We start from the raw sequence: 20,566 nt of genomic DNA, 5'->3' as shown, positions 1-20,566 counted from the left end.
CACACACAACAAGGCTGCATTGAACGGCCACATGCAGGGAACTCAAAGATGAAGAAAACATTGATTGCGACAGCCCTTGCCGCACTACTTGTGACTCCTTTGGTTTACGCCGAAGAAGCCAAAGAAAATGGCGAGAAGAAAGAAGAAGAGAAAAGTTATTCGGATCTGATTAAAGATCTTGATGCCCACGAAGGACTATTTAACCTTTATCAAGATCCGAAAACTGGAAAAATGCAGTTTTCAATTGCTGATGAGCAACTCGACAAACCCTTCCTTTATTTTGCAACCACAGTAGACGGTGTCGTTGAAGCCGGTCATTTCCGTGGTAACTACCGGGAAACGAAAGTCGTTGAGTTCCGTCGTTACTTCGATCGCATTGACATCGTTGTGCTCAACAATAACTTCCACTTTGACGAAGACAGCGCACTTCATCGCGCCCGCGATGCTAACATCAGTGAAGCCACTGTTGCCTCTTTGAAAATCAAGAAGGAAGCTGACGGTCGCATTCTCCTCGACGCCGATGAGTTGTTCTTGAGTGAAGCACTGCACCGCGTATCGCCTTGGGCACGCCCAGGCGGAAACCAAGGCCCAGCATTTTCACTGGGTAATTTGAACCGTAACCAGTCACGCGTCATCAACAAGCGTGCTTACCCGAACAATATGGACGTGGTGGTTGATTATGTATTCAACAACGCCAATCCAACCGTCCGTGGCTCGAACGCAGTGACTGACCCGCGCTCAATTTCAATTAAGCTGCAGCACTCGTTTATCGCGCTTCCAGAAAACGACTTCCAACCACGTCGTGCCGATGCCCGCGTCGGTTACTTCGGTCAGCAAGTCACCAACATGACAACCGCAGACTGGACGCCGTTTAACGACGTCATCAACCGTTGGAACCTTGTGAAAAAAGACCCAGACGCTGAGCTGTCTGAGCCAGTTCAGCCGATTGTTTGGTGGATTGAAAACACCACCCCAGTGGAGTGGCGTGACACCGTTGCTGAAGGTGTGTTGGCATGGAATAAAGCGTTCGAAGCTGCTGGCTTCAAAAACGCGATTGAAGTTCGCGTGCAGCCAGACGACGCAGAATGGGATGCCGGCGACATTAATTACAACGTCATTCGTTGGACTTCGTCACCACGTCCGCCGTTCGGTGGCTATGGTCCATCGTTAGCAAACCCGCTGACCGGTGAGCTGATCGCTGCTGACATCATGATGGAATACGTCTACATGAGTAACCGTTGGATGGAGCACGAGATCTTCGCCGACGACGCTTATGGTTTAGCGCATCAACATGACGAAAATGGCCTGTACTGCAGCCAAGGTCACCTGATTCACTCAAACCTAATTGCCGGTCGCGCTATGGCGGATCTGCTTGGTAACGAATCAATTGAAGACAATGAGCTGCTGCGTCAAGGTATGATTCACGTCATCCTGCACGAAGTCGGTCATACTTTAGGTCTCAACCACAACATGAAAGCATCGATTTTGTGGGATGAGAAAGAAGTACACGACGCGTCTTTAACGCAAGGTGTACTCACTGGCTCAGTCATGGACTACGCACCAGTGAATATCGCACCGCCGGGAATGCAGCAAGGTGACTTCTATCAGTACGTCGTTGGTCCTTACGACGTTTGGGCTATCGAATACGGTTACAGCCCTGCACTTGACGACGCTGACGCCGAAGAAGCGCGCTTAGAAGCTATCCTCAGCCGCTCACACGAACATGGTCTGGCGTTCGGTAACGACGCTGACGACATGCGCGCACCGGGCCGTCACATCGACCCGCAAGTCATGATCGGCGATATGTCATCAAACCCAGTGGCGTATGCACTTGGTCGCTTCCAAGTCGTCAATCACACTCTTGATAACTTGCTTGAGCGCACCCGTGTAGACGGTCGTTCGCATCAGCGCACCGCGACCACTGCCGGCCGTTTGTTTGGTCAATATTCAAGCCAAGCGGGCGTAATCTCACGTCAAATCGGCGGTGTTTACGTTGAGCGTGCGGTGGTTGGTCAAGGCGCAGATGCCAAACCATTTACTCCAGTACCACGCGAGCGCCAGAAAGCAGCTATGCAAGCATTGAAAGACCATGTCTTTGCACCTGACGTCTTGCATCGTATGGAGCCAGTTCTTGCCTACATGCAGAACGAGCGTCGTTTCTTCAACCACTCTGGTCAAAACGAAGATCCGAAGTTCCACAGCATGGTCTTGAACATGCAACGTAACGTCTTTAATCACGTATTACACCCTTGGGTATTACAACGGATTACTGACAGCACGCGGTATGGTAATGAATATCCATTGCATGAAATGATGGGCGACCTGACTGATGCGGTGTTCCAAGCCAACAAGCCGTTAACCACCACCAGCAAGAACCTGCAAATTGAGTACGTCCAACGCCTACTTAACGTTGCTGGTTTCGAAGGCAGTGGTAGTTACGACAACTTGAGCAAAGTGGCTGCCACCGCTCAACTTAATCGTATTCGTGCCATGCGTGCGCCACGTCGTTCAGACTTTGAAGCAACGTCGCACTACGACTATATTAAACGTATTATCGACAACGCGTTTAATAGCTAAGATTGTCCAAGTGACAGTCGCAGCATAAGGATGGCTTAATGCTGAAACTTGGACCTGCCACGTTAGTCGCCGCGGCCTTTATCGGCCCCGGCACTGTGGTTACCGCCTCAGTGGCAGGGGCAAGTTTCGGTTATGCATTGGTTTGGGCGCTCGCCTTTGCAATAGTAGCCACCATGATTCTGCAAGAAATGTCCGCTCGGGTTGGTGTTGTGACGCAACGCGGCTTGGGCGAAAACTTGCGAACTGTGATAGAGCGCCCTTCTTTGCGTCTCCCCTTTTATATTCTCGTCATTGCTGCTGTCGTCATTGGCAACGCAGCTTACCAAGGTGGCAACCTCACCGGGGCTAGTATTGGCGCCGAGGGGCTCCTCGGTACGCATCCGTTTGCCTTTAATTTGTGGGCCGTCGTCATCGGTGCTATTGCCGTTATTGTCCTCTGGCAAGGAAAATACAAAACCGTCGAGCGTACGCTTATTGGTTTAGTCATGCTCATGAGTGTGGCGTTCTTAATTACCTTTTTTCTGACGCGTCCAGACTGGTTATCGCTGGTTCGCGGATTTGTCCCGCGTATTCCCGATGGGGGTGCATTCACCATGATGGCGCTGATTGGCACCACGATTGTGCCCTATGCGTTGTTCTTACACGCCGATAGTGCCCGCGAACGCTGGCAAGACACGGAAACCAAACAAGCGCTGCGCGAAGCACGCGCTGATATCGCCACCTCCATACCAATTGGCGGCTTAATTACCTTAGCGATTCTTTCTACCTCTGCCTCGGCTTTTTTTGCCCACCAACTCACCATTCAGGGGCCTGCTGATTTAGCCAACTCGATTGAACCTGTGTTTGGTCGTTTCGCCGGAATGCTCATGGGTGCGGGCCTATTTGCCGCCGGGATTTCTTCCGCCATTACAGCACCGTTAGCCTCGGCTTATGCCTTAACCGGCATTTTAGGCTGGTCACGCGAACTCAATGGCAAAGGGTTTCGTGCGGTTTGGTTGGGGATTATTTTGATTGGCGTGACGCTATCGTCACTAGAAATTCGTCCGTTAACACTGATTCTTTTCGCCCAAGTCACCAATGGGCTGTTACTACCCCTTATTGCGCTTTTCCTGCTGCTTGCGGTCAATCATCGCGCCATGGGACAGTATCGCAACAACCGCCAACAAAACCTCCTTGGCTTCATCGTTTTCCTGTTCGCCTGCCTACTCTGCGCCCGCACCCTCTGGTTCGCGTTCAACTGATGGGCTTAGGTTGTGAGGCTGGGCCTAGCTTCGCTGGCACGGATCAAAAAAGCCGGCACCTATAAAGGCACCGGCTAGTCTATCGGAGCGCAGTCAGAAACCTCGATAACAAGGCGGAGTCGGGGCAATTGAAGGAGCGTACATATAAGTACGTGACTGATTGCGCACCGATTCCAACGCCGTTAGCGAGGAGTTCTGACAAGCGACCTACCAGAGGATGACGCGTTGCTCTTCTGGTAAGTACATCCCATCCCCCTCCTGCACATCAAAAGCTTCGTAGAAACCTGGGATGTTGCGTGGGGCGCCTAGTGCGCGATATTTGCCTGGGGCGTGTGGGCCGCGGGCTAGTTGTGCGCGCATGGCGTCGTCGCGGAACTTAATTTTCCAGATTTGCGCCCAGCTAATAAAGAAGCGCTGTTCGCCGGTGAAGCCGTCCATGACTGGTGATGGCTGACCGTCGAGTGACTTCTGGTAGGCGCGGAATGCGCTTAACAAACCGACGTGGTCGCCGATGTTTTCACCGAGTGATACACGGCCGTCGACGTTCATGCCTGGCAGTGGTTCAAACTGTGAGTATTGGTCAACCAGTTTGCCGGTTAGGGCTTCGAACTGTTCGCGATCTTGGTCGGTCCACCAGTTGCGGAGGTTGCCGTCGCCGTCGTAGCGTGAGCCTTGGTCGTCAAAACCGTGACCGATTTCGTGGCCGATGACGGCACCGATGCCGCCGTAGTTGACTGCGTCGTCGGCATTCATATCAAAGAATGGCGGTTGCAGGATACCGGCTGGGAAGACGATTTCGTTCGCGGTTGGGCTGTAGTAAGCGTTCACTGTTTGTGGTGACATGCCCCAACGAGTGCGATCGACTGGCTGGCCGAGATCTTCGATATTACGGTCGTAACCAAAGTTTGCAACGCGGATCGTGTTACCGATTAAGTCATTTGGCTGAATATCGAGGTCTGAGTAATCACGCCAGACGTCTGGGTAGCCAATTTTCGGGGTGAACTTGGCTAACTTGTCGAGGGCCATAACTTTGGTGTCTGGGGTCATCCACTCAAGTTCTTCGATTGACTCTTCCATGGCGACTAACAGGTTGTCGATCAACTCGCCCATGCGTGCTTTGGCTTCTGGTGGAAAGTAACGAGCGACGTATTCTTGGCCGAGGACTTCACCTAAAGCGCCATTCGTGGCTTGGACGCCGCGTTTCCAGCGTTCTTGTTGCTCTGGTGTACCACTTAAGGTGGTTGAGTAGAAGTCAAACTGGATATCGGCGATGCGGCTGTGTAGGCGCGACGCAAAGTTACCGAGCAAACGAACTTGCAGGTAGTCTTTCCAAGTTTGCAGGTCGACGTCGTTGTACATTTGGCCGAGCGCTTCAATGTAGCTTGGTGTGTTAACGATGATGTACTCGGCGTGGTCAACACCTGACAGGGTGGCCACTGCGTCATAATCGATGCCGCCCATTAATGCGCGAACTTCGTCGATGGTCATTTTGTTGTAACGCGCTTCTGCGTCACGAATTTCTAAGCGCGTCCAATGATGCTCGGCAAGCTGCTTCTCGAGGTCGTAAATACGCTGAGCAGCGTCTGCGGCATTGTCATGACCGGCTTCGGTCAACATGGCTTCTAAGTACTCGACATACTTAGTACGGATGTTTTCGAAATCTTCACTGTCACGGAAATAGTAGTCACGGTCTGGTAAACCTAAACCTGACTGACTCATATGCAATGCGTAGATTTCTGGGTTTTTGGCGTCGGTTGACACGTACATGCTGAATGGACCACCGAGGCCGTCACGGCGCATTGACGCCATGGTCGTGGTCAGTTCTTCGTGGCTGGAAATTGCCGCGATACGGTCAAGCATCGGCAGAATAGGTGTAATCCCTAATTCTTCGATGAGGTCTTCGTTCATGAAAGAAGCGAAGAAGTCACCAATTTTCTGCTCGTTGCTACCGTGCGCTGCATTTTTCTCTGCAGCTTCTTCGATAATACCGCGTAAGCGAATTTCGTTTTGCTCGGCTAGAATGTTGAATGCACCGTAGGTTGAGCGGTCAGATGGAATTTCGGTGTTGTTATACCAGGTGCCGTTGACGAACATGAAGAGGTCGTCTTGTGGACGTACGCTCATGTCGAAATCTTCCAGCATGAGGCCAGAAGTCAGTTGCTGTGCTGGTTGGGCAGATTGCTGTTGGTTGTTATTTTGATCTGCTGATTGTTGCGCTGGTGAGCAAGCTGCAAGGCCTAAAGCCAATGCAATACTCGCGGCAACTAGTGTTACCTTTTTCATAGGGGTCCCGCCTGATTTTAACGTTTAGGTAGTTGTTAAAAGATTGTACAAACGGGAACTAGTGTAAGACTTTGTTAGCGATTTAGCAAAGCTCGCAGCCGCCTCTGACCCGAGCTTTACCGCAAATTACAGCATGTGGCCGAATTTCTTGCTCTTGGTCGCTAAATAATACTCGTTATGCGGTGTGCCTTCGGTGATATGTGGCAAACGTTCAACGACGTTAACGCCACATTCGGCAAGCTTCTCGAGTTTTTTCGGGTTGTTGGTCATCAGTCTTAGCGACTTCACGCCCAGTTTTTCTAACATCCCTGCGGCGATATCGTATTCGCGAGCATCCGGCGCAAAACCCAGAATTTCATTGGCTTCGACGGTGTCGAGGCCTTTGTCTTGTTCAGCATAGGCACGAATTTTGTTGATCAGACCAATGCCCCGCCCTTCTTGGCGCAAATAGATAATCACGCCGCGTCCAGCGTCAGCAATTTTCGCCATCGCTGCCTCAAGTTGCGGACCACAGTCACAGCGTTGGCTGTACAGTGCATCACCGGTTAGACATTCAGAATGAACGCGCGCTAACACGGGCTCTGCTGTCGTAACATCACCAAGGACCAGAGCGACATGCTCTTTCCCTTTTGGGTCTTCAAAGCCAACCAATTTGAACTCAGCAAACTTAGTTGGTAATCGCGTTTCCGCGGCAATTTTCATTTCGGCAATGTTGGTCATGCTGACTACCACTCTTAATCAACCTGGGTGAGCGCGAATTATACCAGTGTTAGGACCAAATTGCCGCATGCCTGGGCGGGGAAAAATCGATAGCTGTATTCGTGAAAAGAATTTTAAGCACTCAAATTCTAATCGCTAATAACAAAAACGCACTCAAATGAGTGCGTTTTCGAAGTTTTCTGGTGCTTTTAGTTACTGCGTGCTTTTAGTTGCTGCGTGGCAGAGGCGCCATACCGGAACCTAAAACCTGGTCGAAAAACTCACCGTTACGGCGGCGCTCTTCTTCAAGTTGCGCGCGCGTCACACACCGAGTTGTCCGCATGTGCGAACCGGTCTGGCGTTCAGAGCGACAAACAACCTGTTGCGAGTCATCACCCATCACTAAAGCTTGTAAGCGCTCATGCAAATTGAACAAACGCTGCTTCTCGTCCGAGTTCATTTGCTCAACATCGGTGCGGTTACCGATTAATGCGCGTAGGTTGTCCTGAATATTATTGAACTGGTTTAACTCACGCTGCGTCAGTTGACGCGGCTCGCCGTCTTGAATGGAGTTGTGCAGGTTGTCAAGAAACGCAACGTATTCTGGAATAGACACTTGCTGCGGTTGTGCCGTGACTGTGCTATTTGCCGTAGTTCCAGAACCGGAGCTTGCGCAGCCACTCATAAAAGCGACGCAAACCGCCGCTGTTGCCAATAGTTTGATTAATTTCATGGTTACATCCCCCTTGTGAGGTCGACACCTTAACAACCCATTAACAAGGCTACAACGGCTAGTGACATTTTGTTACAAATTAACCGCTGAATAGGCTAAATTTTCAGCTCAACAACCGCTGCTCTCAGGCATTTACCAAAAGAATAGGCCTGTCAAAGACAACAAAAAACCCACCGCTCTGACAAAGAGTCGGTGGGTTTTAGTACAACGGTTAGGTTCTTAGCGAACCAAGTTGTTGCTTACTTTTTCTTGGCTTTTTTGTTTGGCAGATCCGTAATTGAACCTTCCATCACTTCCGCCGCTAAACCAACGGATTCGTGCAGCGTTGGGTGAGCATGCACGGTGAGTGCGATATCTTCCGCATCAGCGCCCATTTCAACTGCAAGGCAGATTTCACCAAGCAATTCACCGGCGTGAGCACCAACCATGGCGCCACCAAGAATACGATGAGTTTCTTTGTCGAAGATCAGCTTGGTAAAGCCGTCGGTTGCGCCTGACGCAATCGCGCGACCAGAAGCAGACCATGGGAACACTGCGGTTTCAATCGCGATACCCTGCTCTTTTGCTTCTTTCTCAGTTAAGCCAGCCCATGCAACTTCTGGGTCAGTGTAAGCAATTGAAGGAATAACTTTCGGGTCGAAGTAATGCTTCTTACCGGAAATAACTTCCGCAGCGACGTGACCTTCGTGGACTGCTTTGTGTGCCAACATTGGCTGACCAACAATATCGCCAATCGCGAAAATGTGGTCAACGTTCGTGCGTAATTGCTTATCGACTTCGATGAAGCCACGGTCAGTGACCTTAACACCCGCTTTTTCGGCACCAATTTTCTTGCCATTCGGCGTACGGCCAACCGCAACGAGTACCGCGTCATATTTAACCGGTTTCTCTGGTGCGTTTTTGCCTTCGAAAGTGACTTCGATGCCGTCTTTCTTCGCTTCAACTTTCGTGACCTTGGTTTCCAGCATGATGTTGTCGAACTTCGACTTCATCGATTTGGTGAAAACTTTGATCAAGTCTTTGTCGGCCGCTGGGATTAATTGGTCCATGAACTCGACGACATCGAGTTTTGAACCCAATGCGCTGTATACACAACCCATTTCTAAACCGATAATACCACCGCCCAAAATCAACATTTTCTTCGGTACGAATGGTAATTCGAGGGCGTCAGTTGAGTCCCAAATACGCTCGTCGTCATGCGGAATAAACGGCAATTCAACTGGCTGAGAACCCGCAGCGATAATTGCATTTTCAAACTTGATCACGGTTTCTTCGTCGCCAGAAACTTTCAGTTCATTTGCGCCTGTGAACTCACCTTTACCGGTGACAACTTTCACTTTACGCATTTTCGACATTTGGCCTAAGCCGCCAGTCAACTGACCGATAACTTTTTCTTTGTGCGCACGGATTTTGTCCAAGTCGATTTTTGGCTCGGCAAAAGTAACGCCAGCGTCGCCTAAATGCTTGGCATCTTCAATGTGCTTCGCTAAGTGCAGCAGCGCTTTTGAAGGAATACAGCCGACGTTCAAACAAACACCGCCAAGAGATTTGTAGCGTTCGACCAGAACGACTTCTAGACCTAAATCAGCTGCACGGAATGCTGCTGAATAACCACCTGGTCCGCCACCTAAAACGACGACCTGTGTTTTAATTTCGTTGCTCATGTTGACCCCTATTGTTTACCGCCAGCTGCTGCGCCAGCCATACAATTCAATTTTCGCGCAATATTGTACCGAGAAAATCTCGGTACGTCTTGTTTCATGCCCCGATTAGAGAATGATTTTGCGCAAATCTGCCAAGACTTGGCTTAAGTACACAGTGAACCGTGCTGCTAACGCGCCGTCAATCACACGATGGTCGTATGACAAGCTCAATGGCAGCATTAACCGCGGTTCAAATTCCTTACCATTCCAAACCGGTTTCATATCGCTCTTCGAGACACCAAGAATAGCGACTTCTGGTGCGTTCACAATTGGCGTAAACGCTGTACCACCAATACCACCTAGGCTCGAAATCGACATACAGCCACCTTGCATATCAGCGGCTTTGAGCTTGCCATCACGAGCACGAATGCTGACATCCGCAAGCTCTTTCGACAGCTCAATAATGCCTTTTTTGTCGACGTCGCGAATGACCGGAACAACCAGACCATTAGGCGTGTCGACCGCAATACCGATGTGAATATACTTCTTCATAACCAAGTGCTCACCGTCTTCATGTAACGACGAATTAAACACCGGGAACTCAGCCAAGGCTTTCGCTAACGCTTTCATAATGAAAACGAGCGGCGTGAATTTCACGTCCGACTTGCGCTTCGCCAGTTGCTCATTCTCTGCTTTGCGGAACGCTTCGAGCTCGGTAATATCGGCTTCGTCGAACTGCGTCACATGTGGAATCGTGACCCAATTGCGGTGCAAGTTCGGCCCGGAAATCCGCTGAATCCGCGTCATTTCCACTTTTTCAATCTCACCAAACTTACTGAAGTCGACTTTCGGTTGAGCAATCACTTGCAAGCCACCTTCACCACCGGTACTTGGCGCTGACGATGCTTTCGGACGCGACAATTCATACTTCACATAATCTTGCACGTCTTCTTTCAGCACACGATTCTTCGGACCTGAACCCTTCACTTTCGACAAGTCGACACCAAACTCACGTGCCACACGGCGCACCGCAGGTGACGCATGAACTAACCCTTCCTCTTTGCCTTTGCGGGCAAGCGGATGATCCGGTACTGGTGGGTCGCGGCGTTCGCTGCGACTGCTGTCGGCAGGCTTCTCACTCGCGCTACTGTCGTCGCTTGCTGCTTTGCTCTCGCTCGTTGCAGCTGCGCTTGCTGACTCTTCCTCAGCATCGCTGTCGTCAGCGTCTTCACCCGCAATTTCCAACTCGAGAACCAGCGAGCCTTCGCTCACTTTATCACCAACTTTCACTTTCAGGCTCTTCACCTTACCCGCTTGTGGGCTTGGTACGTCCATCGTGGCTTTGTCAGTTTCCAGCGTAATTAAACCGTCTTCTGCGGCTACTTCATCGCCTTCACTCACAAGCACTTCAATAACGTCTACTTCGCCTGAATCACCAATGTCCGGCACTGTGACTTCAATTACTTGCGAACCACCAGAAGACTTCTTCGACTTGCTTGCTGCAGGCTTTTCTTCTGCTTTTGGCTCGTCTTTTGGTTCTTCCTTGGCTTCTTTTTTCGGCTCTTCTTTGGCTTCTTCTTTAGGTGCGTCTTGCGCTTTTTCCTCAGCGCTGTCGTCACCCGCTTCGATCATCGCCAGCAAATCGCCTTCACTGATTTTGTCGCCCACTTTGACTTTCAAACTGGTCACTTTGCCCGCGAATGGCGCTGGAATATCCATCGACGCCTTATCGCTTTCAACAGTCACGAGTGAGTCTTCAGCATTAACGCTGTCGCCTTCACTGACCAAAATCTCAATGACTTCAACACCATCCCCACCAACGTCGGGAACTAAGACTTCTTTTTCAGCGGCCATTGTTTGCTCCTTATGCGTTTAGTGGGTTCATTTTTTCAACATCGATACCGAAGTCTTTAATCGCTTTAGCGACTACTTTCTTGTCGATATCACCCGCTTTTGCTAGTTCCGCCAACGCAGCTACCACAATGTAGTGAGCATTCACTTCAAAGTGACGACGCAAGTTTTCGCGGCTGTCTGAGCGACCAAAACCGTCCGTGCCAAGGACGCGATAAGGTGCTGGTACCCATGCCCGAACTTGATCCGCATACAGCTTCACATAGTCAGTGGCAGCGATAACTGGGCCAGAGCCTTGCTCAAGCGCTTTGGTAATGTACGCCTGCTTTTCTTTCTTAGTTGGGTTCAGCATGTTGTAACGTTCAACGTCTAAACCATCGCGAGCGAGTTCATTGAATGACGTTGCACTAAACACCGTCGCTTCAATATCAAAGTCGTTCGCCAACATATCGGCGGCTTTGCGAACTTCTTGCAAAATGGTACCTGAACCTAACAACCGCACTTTGCCTTTGGCTTTCTTCGCTTTGACTTGGTCAAGCTTATAGATACCGCGCAAAATGCCTTCTTCAACGCCTTCTGGCATTTCTGGCTGTTTATAGTTTTCGTTCATCACGGTCAGGTAGTAGAACACGTTTTCTTGTTCCGCGAACATGCGACGCATACCGTCTTGCACGATCACCGCGACTTCATAACCATAAGTTGGGTCATAAGTAATACAGTTTGGAACCGTACCAAAATGAACATGGCTATGGCCGTCTTGGTGCTGCAAACCTTCGCCGTTCAGTGTCGTCCGACCGGCTGTACCGCCAACCAAGAAACCACGTGCTTGGCTATCGCCTGCCGCCCAAACTAAATCGCCGACACGTTGGAAACCAAACATCGAGTAGTAGATATACACCGGGATCATTGGCTCGTCATTGGTCGAGTAGCTCGTTGCTGCTGCCACCCAAGACGCCATTGCACCCAGTTCGTTAATCCCTTCTTGCAGTACCTGACCTTTCTTATCTTCACGATAGTAAGCGACTTGGTCAGCGTCTTGCGGGGTATACTTTTGGCCTTGGCTCGAGTAAATCCCAACCTGACGGAACAAGCCTTCCATACCAAATGTACGTGCTTCATCAGGAATAATTGGTACCACGCGCTGACCGATCTTTTTGTCTTTCAGCATGGCGGTTAATACCCGCACAAAAGCCATCGTGGTTGAAATCTCACGATCACCTGAACCTTTCAGAACGGCGTCAAAGGCTTTCAATGAAGGCACTTCAAGTTCAACGCTAGTCTCTGCGCGACGAACTGGCATAAAGCCACCGAGTTTCTCGCGACGTTCGCGCAAGTACTTCATTTCATCGCTGTCTTCGTCAAACTTATAGAATGGAATATCTTCGAGTTTGTCGTCTGGAATTGGAATATTGAAACGGTCACGGAAGTGTTTAATGGCATCCATATCCATTTTCTTCACTTGGTGAGCAACGTTTTTACCTTCACCAGCGGCACCCATGCCATAACCTTTTACGGTCTTCGCAAGAATGACCTGAGGGCGACCTTTGGTGTTCACCGCTTTATGGTAAGCCGCGTAAACTTTAACTGGATCGTGGCCACCACGGTTTAAACGCCAGATGTCTTCGTCAGACAGGTTGGCAACCATGGCTTTGGTTTCTTCGGTCTTACCAAAGAAATGCTCACGCGTGTAAGCGCCGCCTTTGGCTTTGTAATTCTGATACTCACCATCGACGCTAGTTTGCATAATTTCAGCCAGCTTGCCTTCGGTGTCGCGATACAACAATGGATCCCAGTAGCGGCCCCAAATGACTTTAATCACTTCCCAGCCAGCGCCGCGGAAGGTACCTTCCAATTCTTGAATAATTTTGCCGTTACCACGAACCGGGCCGTCTAAGCGCTGTAAGTTACAGTTCACCACGAACGTTAGATTATCGAGACCTTCACGTGTGGCGAGGCCAATAGCACCTAAGCTTTCTGGCTCGTCCACCTCACCGTCACCGAGGAAACAGTAAACCCGCTGGTTCGAGCAATCTTTAATGCCACGGTCGGTCAAGTACTTGAGGAAGCGTGCAGTATAAATCGCCTGCATTGGACCAAGACCCATCGATACCGTCGGGAACTGCCAAAAATCTGGCATCAATTTCGGGTGAGGATATGACGAAATACCATTGCCGTCGACTTCTTGACGGAAACCGTCAAGTTGCTCTTCGGTAATCCGGCCTTCAAGGAAAGCACGGGCATAAATACCCGGAGAAACGTGACCTTGAATAAACAGGAAGTCACCACCGTCGCCATTGCTTGGCGCTCGGAAGAAATGGTTGAAACCAACATCGTACAACATTGCCGAAGAAGCAAAACTAGAAATGTGACCTCCCAGCTCAAGCTCTTTTTTCGAGGCGCGTAAAACCATGGCCAACGCATTCCACCGAATCGCCGCACGAATACGCGCTTCTAACGTATGGTCGCCTGGCATGACGGGCTCTTGGCTCACTGGAATCGTATTTAAATACGCGGTCGTTGGCTGATAAGGCAGGTACGCACCACTGCGACGGGCTTTATCAATCAGTTGCTCTAACAGGAAGTGCGCGCGTTCTGGACCTTCAGCGTCAAGCACTGCTTCTAGGGCGTCCAGCCACTCCTGCGTTTCCTGTTGGTCAATATCGTGTTGATCTAAATCTGCCATAATGATTCCTTACTTCTCCATTGGAGTCGATAAAGGTTCACTCCGCCGCAACGCTCGCTGCAGCCGGGTGTGTTCCCGATTCAGGTGTAACAAAGTTTTCTCAATATAGGCTAAATGCTGATGACAAGCGTCACGCGCTGCTTCAGGTTCGCGTGCAATAATGGCATCGACAATAGCCTGACGGTGTACTTGTAGCTGTTCCCGCACGTCGCTCCGTTCGGACAAGACTGCAAGGTTACGCCGCATGTTTTCTTTCAATAAATCACGCATGCCGCGCACTAAGTGCAACAACACCACGTTGTGTGATGCTTCGGCAATACTGGTGTAAAACTGCATTAATGCTTCCGCTTGCTGCTCGAGTGGGGCTGCCGCCACGTTTGCTATATGTTGGAAGCTCTGCGCAATGTGTTCAAGGTCGCTGTCGGTCCCCCGCATTGCCGCATAAAAAGCCGATACGCCTTCAAGCGCATGGCGGAATTCAAGCAAATCAAACTGAGACTCTGGATGCCGAGCAAGCAATTCAAACAATGGCTCGCTGACGTGTTGGTCGAGTGCTCCGGACACATATGTACCGCCGCCTTGGCGACGATTAACCAGCCCTTTCACTTCGAGTTTTTGAATGGCTTCGCGTAACGACGGCCGCGACACCTGAAACTGAGCAGCAAGATCGCGCTCGGAGGGCAGCTTTTGCCCCGCGCTCCAAGTTCCAGCAACGATCATTGACTCGATTTGAGCAACAATGACGTCGGACAACTTTGTTTGTGCAACTCGTTGAATCATAATGCCTTCGTAGCTTAAGGTGCGTTAAATCCGGCTTGAATCAGTAGATTAAATTGGTCTTACCAATTTACCAGAGGCCGACATTATAACGCTGAATGCATGAAAAACCAATCACCCTAAGCTACCCAATTGGTCATACCTCCTTGCTTACTGCAGCAACCATGGTTTAACGCACCCAATTAACGCACCCAATTAACGCACCCAACCTAACAAGGTTGCTATCGCTACCACAACAAGCAATAGAATCATGCTGCGTCGAGCTAAATTCACTAATAACTCGGCTTCCGATTTGTTGTCATCGGCGTTGATATTGACGTCTTCAGCAGCAACTGCAATTTCCGTTAACTGCAATTCCGCTTGCTCTGGTGCCCGTCCAAGAACCCGTAGCCATGCAGGCATCGCCCGCGAGAAATGGCCAACCAACAAATAGGCAAAACCAGCTACACGCAATGGCAACCACTCAACCCAAGCCATCAGACGCGGATAGTCTTCGGCACGACTGCGCAAAATACCATAAGCGAGCGCGCCAGCAGCACCAAATAAAACAAACCAGAATGACACGGCGAAATAATAACGGAAGTTAAGCCATATCACTTGGCGGCCAATGGTCATGTCTTCGTGCGGCGAATATTTTAGAATTTTAGCCGCTTCAGCAAGGGCTTCTTCGTCGCCACGTTCGGCGGCCAGAAAATAGTCACGCAGCGCTTTGCGTTGTGGTCGGCAGCCAATCACGAGGGTGAGAATGAGCACGCTTACCAAGACACTACCGACTCCACCACCGGCTAACCACAATAACAATGCCAATAGAATGGCCGGTGCGATGAGTAAGAGTGGTCCGAACAATTCGTGTTCATGCCAGTCACGCATTTGCTCGTGCTCTCGTAACCACGTGTCCCAGCGCTGCGCGAGCGGGTCGATCTGCCAAGCGTCGGGAGTTACTCGTAAACGCTCAATAATTAAGGCAATAAACAATGAAAAAACTAGCATGTTGCTGTCATCCTCGATGTAATCGTGACGCAAGCCAGCAAGCTTGCGATTTTGTGCGCAATGCACTGTCCTTTACTGCAATTCGTTACGTCAATCTTCTTGTTGCGCTTCTTGTTGCGTTTCCTGTTGCAATAAACTGCGAAAATAATCCCAATTAAACGCTGGGCCAGGGTCGGTTTTGCGTCCCGGTGCAATATCTTCATGGCCAACAATTCGGTCAGCAGAAAGACGCGGATAGTGCTTTGTTAACGCGCCAGCCACCTGCGCTAAAACCTGATACTGTGATTCAGTGTAGGGCGTGTTATCGGTTCCCTCAAGTTCAATTCCAATCGCAAAATCATTACAACGCTCGCGCCCTTGCCAACTCGAGACCCCAGCATGCCAAGCCCGCTGATCAAAATCCACATACTGAATAATTTCGCCGTCGCGCCGGATCAAGCAATGAGCAGATACGCGCAAGCCTTCCAGCGGTGCAAACTCAGAATGTGCAGTACAGTCTAATTCGCCCAAAAATAAATCCGTGATAAACTCTCCACCAAACTGCCCAGCTGGCAAACTGATACCGTGAACCACCAGTAAACTGATATCGTTTGGGTCTGGACGCGCGTCAACGTGTGGCGACGGGCAATACCGAACACCCTGTAAACGGTGCTGTTTAATCGCAAAAGCGGCTGCTGACTTGGCAGTTAAGGTAGACTTCGGCATATGCATTGCTGGCCTGTTTCGTAACTTATCATGCACTTAAGTATCCGAGTTTAGCGACAAAAGTAAAGCAAGAGGCGTTTCTCATGCAGTCAGACCAAGATACAAGTAAGACCTTTGGCCGCTGGTTTAACTGGCTGGCGTGGATTCTCCTGTTGTTTGTTTTTTATTGGTTTTTTAGCGGCTACCTCGAAGAACAAGAAAATCCCAACCAACAAGTGCGCAGTTATCATGACGGTCAAGTTGCGGTCGTCGAGCTCGATCAAAACCGCGCTGGCCATTACCTTGCCAATGGTCGCATTAATGGTCGCCTGGTGACCTTTTTACTCGATACCGGCGCGACTCAGGTCGCCATTCCCGGGCGCATGGCTAATTTACTTGGCGTTGAGCCAGGACCCGCGGTGCAAGTTCGCACTGCTAGCGGAATTGCCACCGCCTATCGAACTGAAATTGCCGAGCTGCAACTTGGTGACATTCGGTTGTATAATGTTGCCGCAACCATTGTGCCGGATTATGACAGCGAGCACATATTACTCGGCATGAGTGCGCTGCGGTCGCTCGAATTTACCCAGCGCGATGGTGTTCTCACCATTCGTCAGTAAGCCCACGGACGCCAAGGAACGATAATTCCATGACCATTGAAGTACCCTACCAAGCAGAACTCGAACGCACCTTAAGCGAACAGGTGCATGCTGCACTTGTTGAAGACCTCGGCGGCGTTGCTGATGCTGACCACGATATTACCGCCAGCCTGATTCCTGCTGAAGCGCAAGCCGAAGCCCGTTTAATTACTCGGGAAGCAGGCGTTATTTGTGGCGTTGCATGGGTTAACGAAGTGTTTCAGCAACTTAATCACCCAACTTATGGTGCAGTGAGCATTGACTGGTTCGTAGCCGATGGCGATAGCGTCGAGCCCGATCAAGTGCTCTGCCATTTGCGTGGTCCGGCGCGAGCCTTACTAACCGGTGAACGCACCGCCATGAACTTCCTGCAAACCTTGTCAGCCACTGCCACCGTGGTTGCCAACGCAGTGAAGCACTTAGCCGGCAGCAACACCGAGTTGCTCGACACCCGCAAAACGATTCCAGGTTTACGCCTAGCGCAAAAATACGCCGTCCGCTGTGGTGGTGGTAGCAATCATCGCATCGGCTTGGCCGACGCCTTTTTAATTAAAGAAAATCACATTGCTGCCTGTGGGAGTATTGCTGCTGCCGTTGCAACCGCACGAGCGAATTTCCCTGGCCGTTGGGTTGAAGTTGAAACGGAGTCACTTGCCGAGCTCGAACAGGCCTTAGCTGCTGGTGCCGACGTGATTATGCTCGATAACTTCTCAATGGACGATATTGCCACGGCTGTTGCACTGACCGCTGGGCGTGCAAAACTGGAAGTGTCGGGCAACATTACCCCTGAAAAACTCGCCGACTATGCCCGTTGTGGTGTCGACTATATTTCCTCGGGCGCCTTGACCAAACATGTCCAAGCACTCGACTTGTCGATGCGCATCACTACTTTACTTTGAACACGTTACTCGATACACATTGCTTTAAACACGTACGAAGAAACACGTGCTGAAAAAACGCTAGACGATCGCTGAATTCGCGGTCGTTTGCTTTTCACCTGTCGGTTCCTTTGCTATTGATGAAGGCCTTAATTTCATCGCCAAAAGGAATCGGCACATGCCTCGTTTACCCTTACTCAACGCACCGCAATTTAGCGGTTTCATTCGTGGTTTTAACCTCATCGAATTAATGGTCGTGGTTGCCATACTCGCTATTCTCACCTCGTTTGCAGTTCCCGCTTATTCTGACTACAACCAGCGTGCCAAAGCCGGTGCCGCACTCATGGGCCTGCAACCATGGCAAACCGCGATTAATTTGTGTTGGCAAATGCAGGGGACCTTGTCGCCCTGTAGTCAGTTTGGTCAGCGCGGTATTCCGGCGGTGACGACGCCGTTGCCAAGCGGTATTGCTAGCCTCGCTGCCGGTACCCAAGCCGGTTCCATTGCCGCAGAACTAGAAGTCGTCAGCCAAGCGGGAACGCCGGTGCGGATTGAATTACGGCCAAGTACCACAGCCACCCAATTACATTGGCAACTCGCCTGCTCCGACTATAGCGACAGCGGCACAATGCGGATTCCGCATTGCAGTAGTGCGTTATAAACAGGAGTACAACCATGCACCAGTTACCTGAAACCCTCGGGCAGTTTATAGCGCAACACGCCCTGAATCAGTGTTCGGACTTACATCTCGAAGCGCAGCAAGATGGTTACCGTTGGCGAGCACGAAGACTCGGTCAGATGCACCAACTCGACAGCATCAGTGTCGATGAAGGCCGACGACTCATCGCTGCAATGAAATCAGCTGCTGGACTCGACACCACCGAGCGCGTGCGCCCGCAAGATGGTCGTTTTGATTTTGCTGTGTTTGACGAAGCGGTGCAGGTTGATTGCCGCTTGAATACAGTTGCCACACTGCATGGGGAAAAGCTGGTGATTCGCGTGCAAGTGTTAGCCGCGGGCAATTTACCACTCGACGAGCTCGGCTTACTGCCATCCCAACTTGCCGCCATGCGCGCAGCCAGCCAAGCCGAACATGGCTTGATTCTGGTTACTGGCGCCACCGGCAGTGGTAAAACCCGCACGCTGTATGCATTGTTGCAAGCCATTACCGGCGAGCAAAAGAATATCGTCACCGTTGAGGATCCGGTTGAAATGGCACTGACTGGCATCAACCAAGTGCCCGTCAATCATGCTCAGTCACTCGATTTTGCGAAGATTCTCAGAGCTTTACTACGCCAAGATCCCGATGTCATCATGATTGGCGAAATCCGTGATGCCGAAACTGCCCAAATCGCCTGCCAAGCCGCGCAAACCGGACACTTGGTATTAGCGACTTTGCACGCCAGCAATGCACTCAGTGCATTTGTGCGTTTACAACAGCTCGGTGTCGACTACTATCAGTTAGCCGCCTGTTTGCTGATGCTCAGTTGCCAACAACTCGAAACCCATGGCGAACGACGACAAGCACGCTTTCAATTACTGCCGCGGCAAACGCAGCTGATTAATACCTTGCTCGCACATCAGCAAGACGACTTTTGGCCTAACTTAGCTGCTTTGTGTCGCAATAAAGAAGTGAGTACGCAACCCAGTCTTGTACGTGAGCATGTGATGGTGCGCAAGCATGGCTAGCAGACTCGTGTGGTATAAGTGGCGGGGGTTACATCCCGAGCGCCACCACATGCACGGTGTCTGCGCAGCACTCAACCCCAAACATCTAAAAATCGAGCTATTGCAGCATCAAACCTTGTTACAGTCGTGCCAACGTTTACCCAACCGTTGGCAGTTGCGCACCGCCGATTGGATTCAACTCATTCAGCAATGGCGAACATTAACCACAGTCGGTTTTGATCAACAAAAATGTTGGCAATTGCTCCGTGACCGCAGCAGAAATCAGCGCCTCGCTAGCGGTTGTCAGCACATTATTAGCGGTATCCAACAAGGGCAAAGCATTAGTGCAGCCATGCGACAATTACCCCGAGTCTTTCCAAGTTGGCTGATCCCTTGGATAGAAAGTGGTGAACAAAGTGGGCAGCTCGGTTCGGTTCTCGGGCACTTAGCCGCAACCCTCAGTGTTCAACTTGCACGCCAACGCCAATTACAACAAGCCATGCGCTATCCGCTGATGGTGCTGGGTTTAGCTTTTCTTATGTTAGTGCTGATGTTGCAGCTACTGGTACCGCGCTTTGCCACTATCTACGCCGATATGGACCGTGCTTTACCCCCGCTGACAGCGCTGGTTATCCAATGGAGCGCCATGCCGTGGTCGCTGATGGTTGGAGTGCCTTTGCTTATATTAGGTAGTTTAGCGATAGGGGCACACGTCTTAAAACGCCTACTGCGGCAACGCTCCCGATGGCAAGAGGTCTGCTATCGTCTTCCTGGTCTTGGCCGTTGGTGGTGTGAACGCCATCTCTATGATGACTTGGTCATGGTGCAATTGGGCTTGCAGAGCCAAATGAACCTCGTGCAATTGTGTGACTTACAAGCGCAGTACAGCGCAAGTAGCTATTGGCGCCAACAATGGCAACATGCACGTCAGCAATTACAACAAGGCCGACCATGGTCTCTCAGCTGGCAGTCGACCCTGGCGCCGGAACTTCTGCTTGCTGCCATTGCGATTGGCGAAGAAAGTGGTCAGTTACTTGAACAATTGCGAATTGCCACCCAAGAGCTTGGCTACAGTGTCGAACAATTTGCCCAACGCCTGCATACCGTCATTCCCGCTTGTGCATTATCTGTGGTAAGTTTAATCGTCATGTTGATTTTATTGGCAATTTATCTACCCTTATTTCAACTTGCTGGTGCTGTCGCAGTATAATGGCGCATAAC

16 protein-coding genes are annotated in these 20,566 nt (G+C 50.6%); 7 read left to right on the top strand and 9 right to left on the bottom strand.

The annotated features are described in order from the left end of the window. Nucleotides 1-48 precede the first annotated feature (48 nt). Together CWE06_RS08240 and CWE06_RS08235 are read left to right on the top strand one after the other, a co-directional pair. Nucleotides 49-2,577 (top strand): zinc-dependent metalloprotease, encoded by a 2,529-nt coding sequence (locus CWE06_RS08240; protein WP_126793018.1) that lies wholly within the window; start codon nt 49-51, stop codon nt 2,575-2,577. A 38-nt stretch (nt 2,578-2,615) separates the two neighbouring features. Continuing rightward, nucleotides 2,616-3,818, top strand: coding sequence for an Nramp family divalent metal transporter (locus CWE06_RS08235; protein ID WP_126793016.1), 1,203 nt, complete (start codon nt 2,616-2,618; stop codon nt 3,816-3,818). A gap of 207 nt (nt 3,819-4,025) precedes the next feature. Here CWE06_RS08235 and CWE06_RS08230 read toward each other — a convergent pair whose 3' ends face one another. The 9 genes from CWE06_RS08230 to ampD form a co-directional block, all read right to left on the bottom strand. Continuing rightward, complete coding sequence (locus CWE06_RS08230) at nt 4,026-6,101, bottom strand: M13 family metallopeptidase (protein WP_126793014.1); 2,076 nt, start codon at nt 6,099-6,101, stop codon at nt 4,026-4,028. Nucleotides 6,102-6,227: 126 nt separating this feature from the next. Then, nucleotides 6,228-6,821, bottom strand: coding sequence for a GTP cyclohydrolase II (ribA, locus tag CWE06_RS08225; protein ID WP_126793012.1), 594 nt, complete (start codon nt 6,819-6,821; stop codon nt 6,228-6,230). 205 nt (nt 6,822-7,026) lie between these two features. Further along, the gene (locus tag CWE06_RS08220) at nt 7,027-7,533 is read right to left on the bottom strand and encodes a hypothetical protein (RefSeq protein WP_126793011.1); all 507 of its coding nucleotides are present in this window, start codon (nt 7,531-7,533) and stop codon (nt 7,027-7,029) included. Between the two features lie 239 nt (nt 7,534-7,772). After that, nucleotides 7,773-9,197 (bottom strand): dihydrolipoyl dehydrogenase, encoded by a 1,425-nt coding sequence (gene lpdA, locus CWE06_RS08215; protein ID WP_126793009.1) that lies wholly within the window; start codon nt 9,195-9,197, stop codon nt 7,773-7,775. Nucleotides 9,198-9,302: 105 nt separating this feature from the next. Then, nucleotides 9,303-11,030, bottom strand: a complete 1,728-nt coding sequence (aceF, locus tag CWE06_RS08210) for a dihydrolipoyllysine-residue acetyltransferase (protein WP_126793007.1) — start codon at nt 11,028-11,030, stop codon at nt 9,303-9,305. 10 nt (nt 11,031-11,040) lie between these two features. After that, a complete protein-coding gene (gene aceE, locus CWE06_RS08205) occupies nt 11,041-13,710 on the bottom strand; it encodes a pyruvate dehydrogenase (acetyl-transferring), homodimeric type (RefSeq protein ID WP_126793005.1) in 2,670 nt (889 codons plus the stop codon). Between the two features lie 9 nt (nt 13,711-13,719). Beyond that, a complete protein-coding gene (gene pdhR / locus CWE06_RS08200) occupies nt 13,720-14,490 on the bottom strand; it encodes a pyruvate dehydrogenase complex transcriptional repressor PdhR (RefSeq protein ID WP_126793003.1) in 771 nt (256 codons plus the stop codon). A 192-nt stretch (nt 14,491-14,682) separates the two neighbouring features. Beyond that, complete coding sequence (gene ampE, locus CWE06_RS08195) at nt 14,683-15,477, bottom strand: regulatory signaling modulator protein AmpE (RefSeq protein WP_126793001.1); 795 nt, start codon at nt 15,475-15,477, stop codon at nt 14,683-14,685. A gap of 90 nt (nt 15,478-15,567) precedes the next feature. Then, nucleotides 15,568-16,182: a 1,6-anhydro-N-acetylmuramyl-L-alanine amidase AmpD gene (ampD, locus tag CWE06_RS08190; RefSeq protein WP_126792999.1), complete on the bottom strand. Its 615-nt coding sequence runs from the start codon at nt 16,180-16,182 to the stop codon at nt 15,568-15,570. A gap of 83 nt (nt 16,183-16,265) precedes the next feature. On the opposite strand from ampD, the gene CWE06_RS08185 reads away from it, so the two are divergent. From CWE06_RS08185 to CWE06_RS08165, 5 genes are all read left to right on the top strand, one after another. Continuing rightward, entirely contained in the window at nt 16,266-16,781 is a 516-nt protein-coding gene (locus CWE06_RS08185; RefSeq protein ID WP_126792997.1) for a retropepsin-like aspartic protease family protein, read from the top strand. A gap of 29 nt (nt 16,782-16,810) precedes the next feature. Further along, nucleotides 16,811-17,698 carry a carboxylating nicotinate-nucleotide diphosphorylase gene (gene nadC / locus CWE06_RS08180; protein ID WP_126792995.1) on the top strand — a complete coding sequence of 296 codons (888 nt, stop codon included), beginning with the start codon at nt 16,811-16,813 and terminating at the stop codon, nt 17,696-17,698. 157 nt (nt 17,699-17,855) lie between these two features. After that, complete coding sequence (locus tag CWE06_RS12605; RefSeq protein ID WP_126792993.1) at nt 17,856-18,338, top strand: pilin; 483 nt, start codon at nt 17,856-17,858, stop codon at nt 18,336-18,338. A 14-nt stretch (nt 18,339-18,352) separates the two neighbouring features. Further along, nucleotides 18,353-19,366: a GspE/PulE family protein gene (locus CWE06_RS08170; RefSeq protein WP_126792991.1), complete on the top strand. Its 1,014-nt coding sequence runs from the start codon at nt 18,353-18,355 to the stop codon at nt 19,364-19,366. After that, on the top strand, nt 19,359-20,555 hold the full coding sequence (locus tag CWE06_RS08165) for a type II secretion system F family protein (protein ID WP_126792989.1): 1,197 nt from the start codon (nt 19,359-19,361) through the stop codon (nt 20,553-20,555). Before CWE06_RS08170 ends, CWE06_RS08165 begins: the two co-directional genes overlap by 8 nt. Nucleotides 20,556-20,566 lie beyond the last annotated feature (11 nt).

It is taken from the genome of Aliidiomarina haloalkalitolerans, assembly GCF_003987315.1.
Lineage (GTDB): Bacteria > Pseudomonadota > Gammaproteobacteria > Enterobacterales > Alteromonadaceae > Aliidiomarina > Aliidiomarina haloalkalitolerans.
Note: the sequence above shows the minus strand (reverse complement) of the source record. Positions and strands in the feature narration are given on the sequence as shown.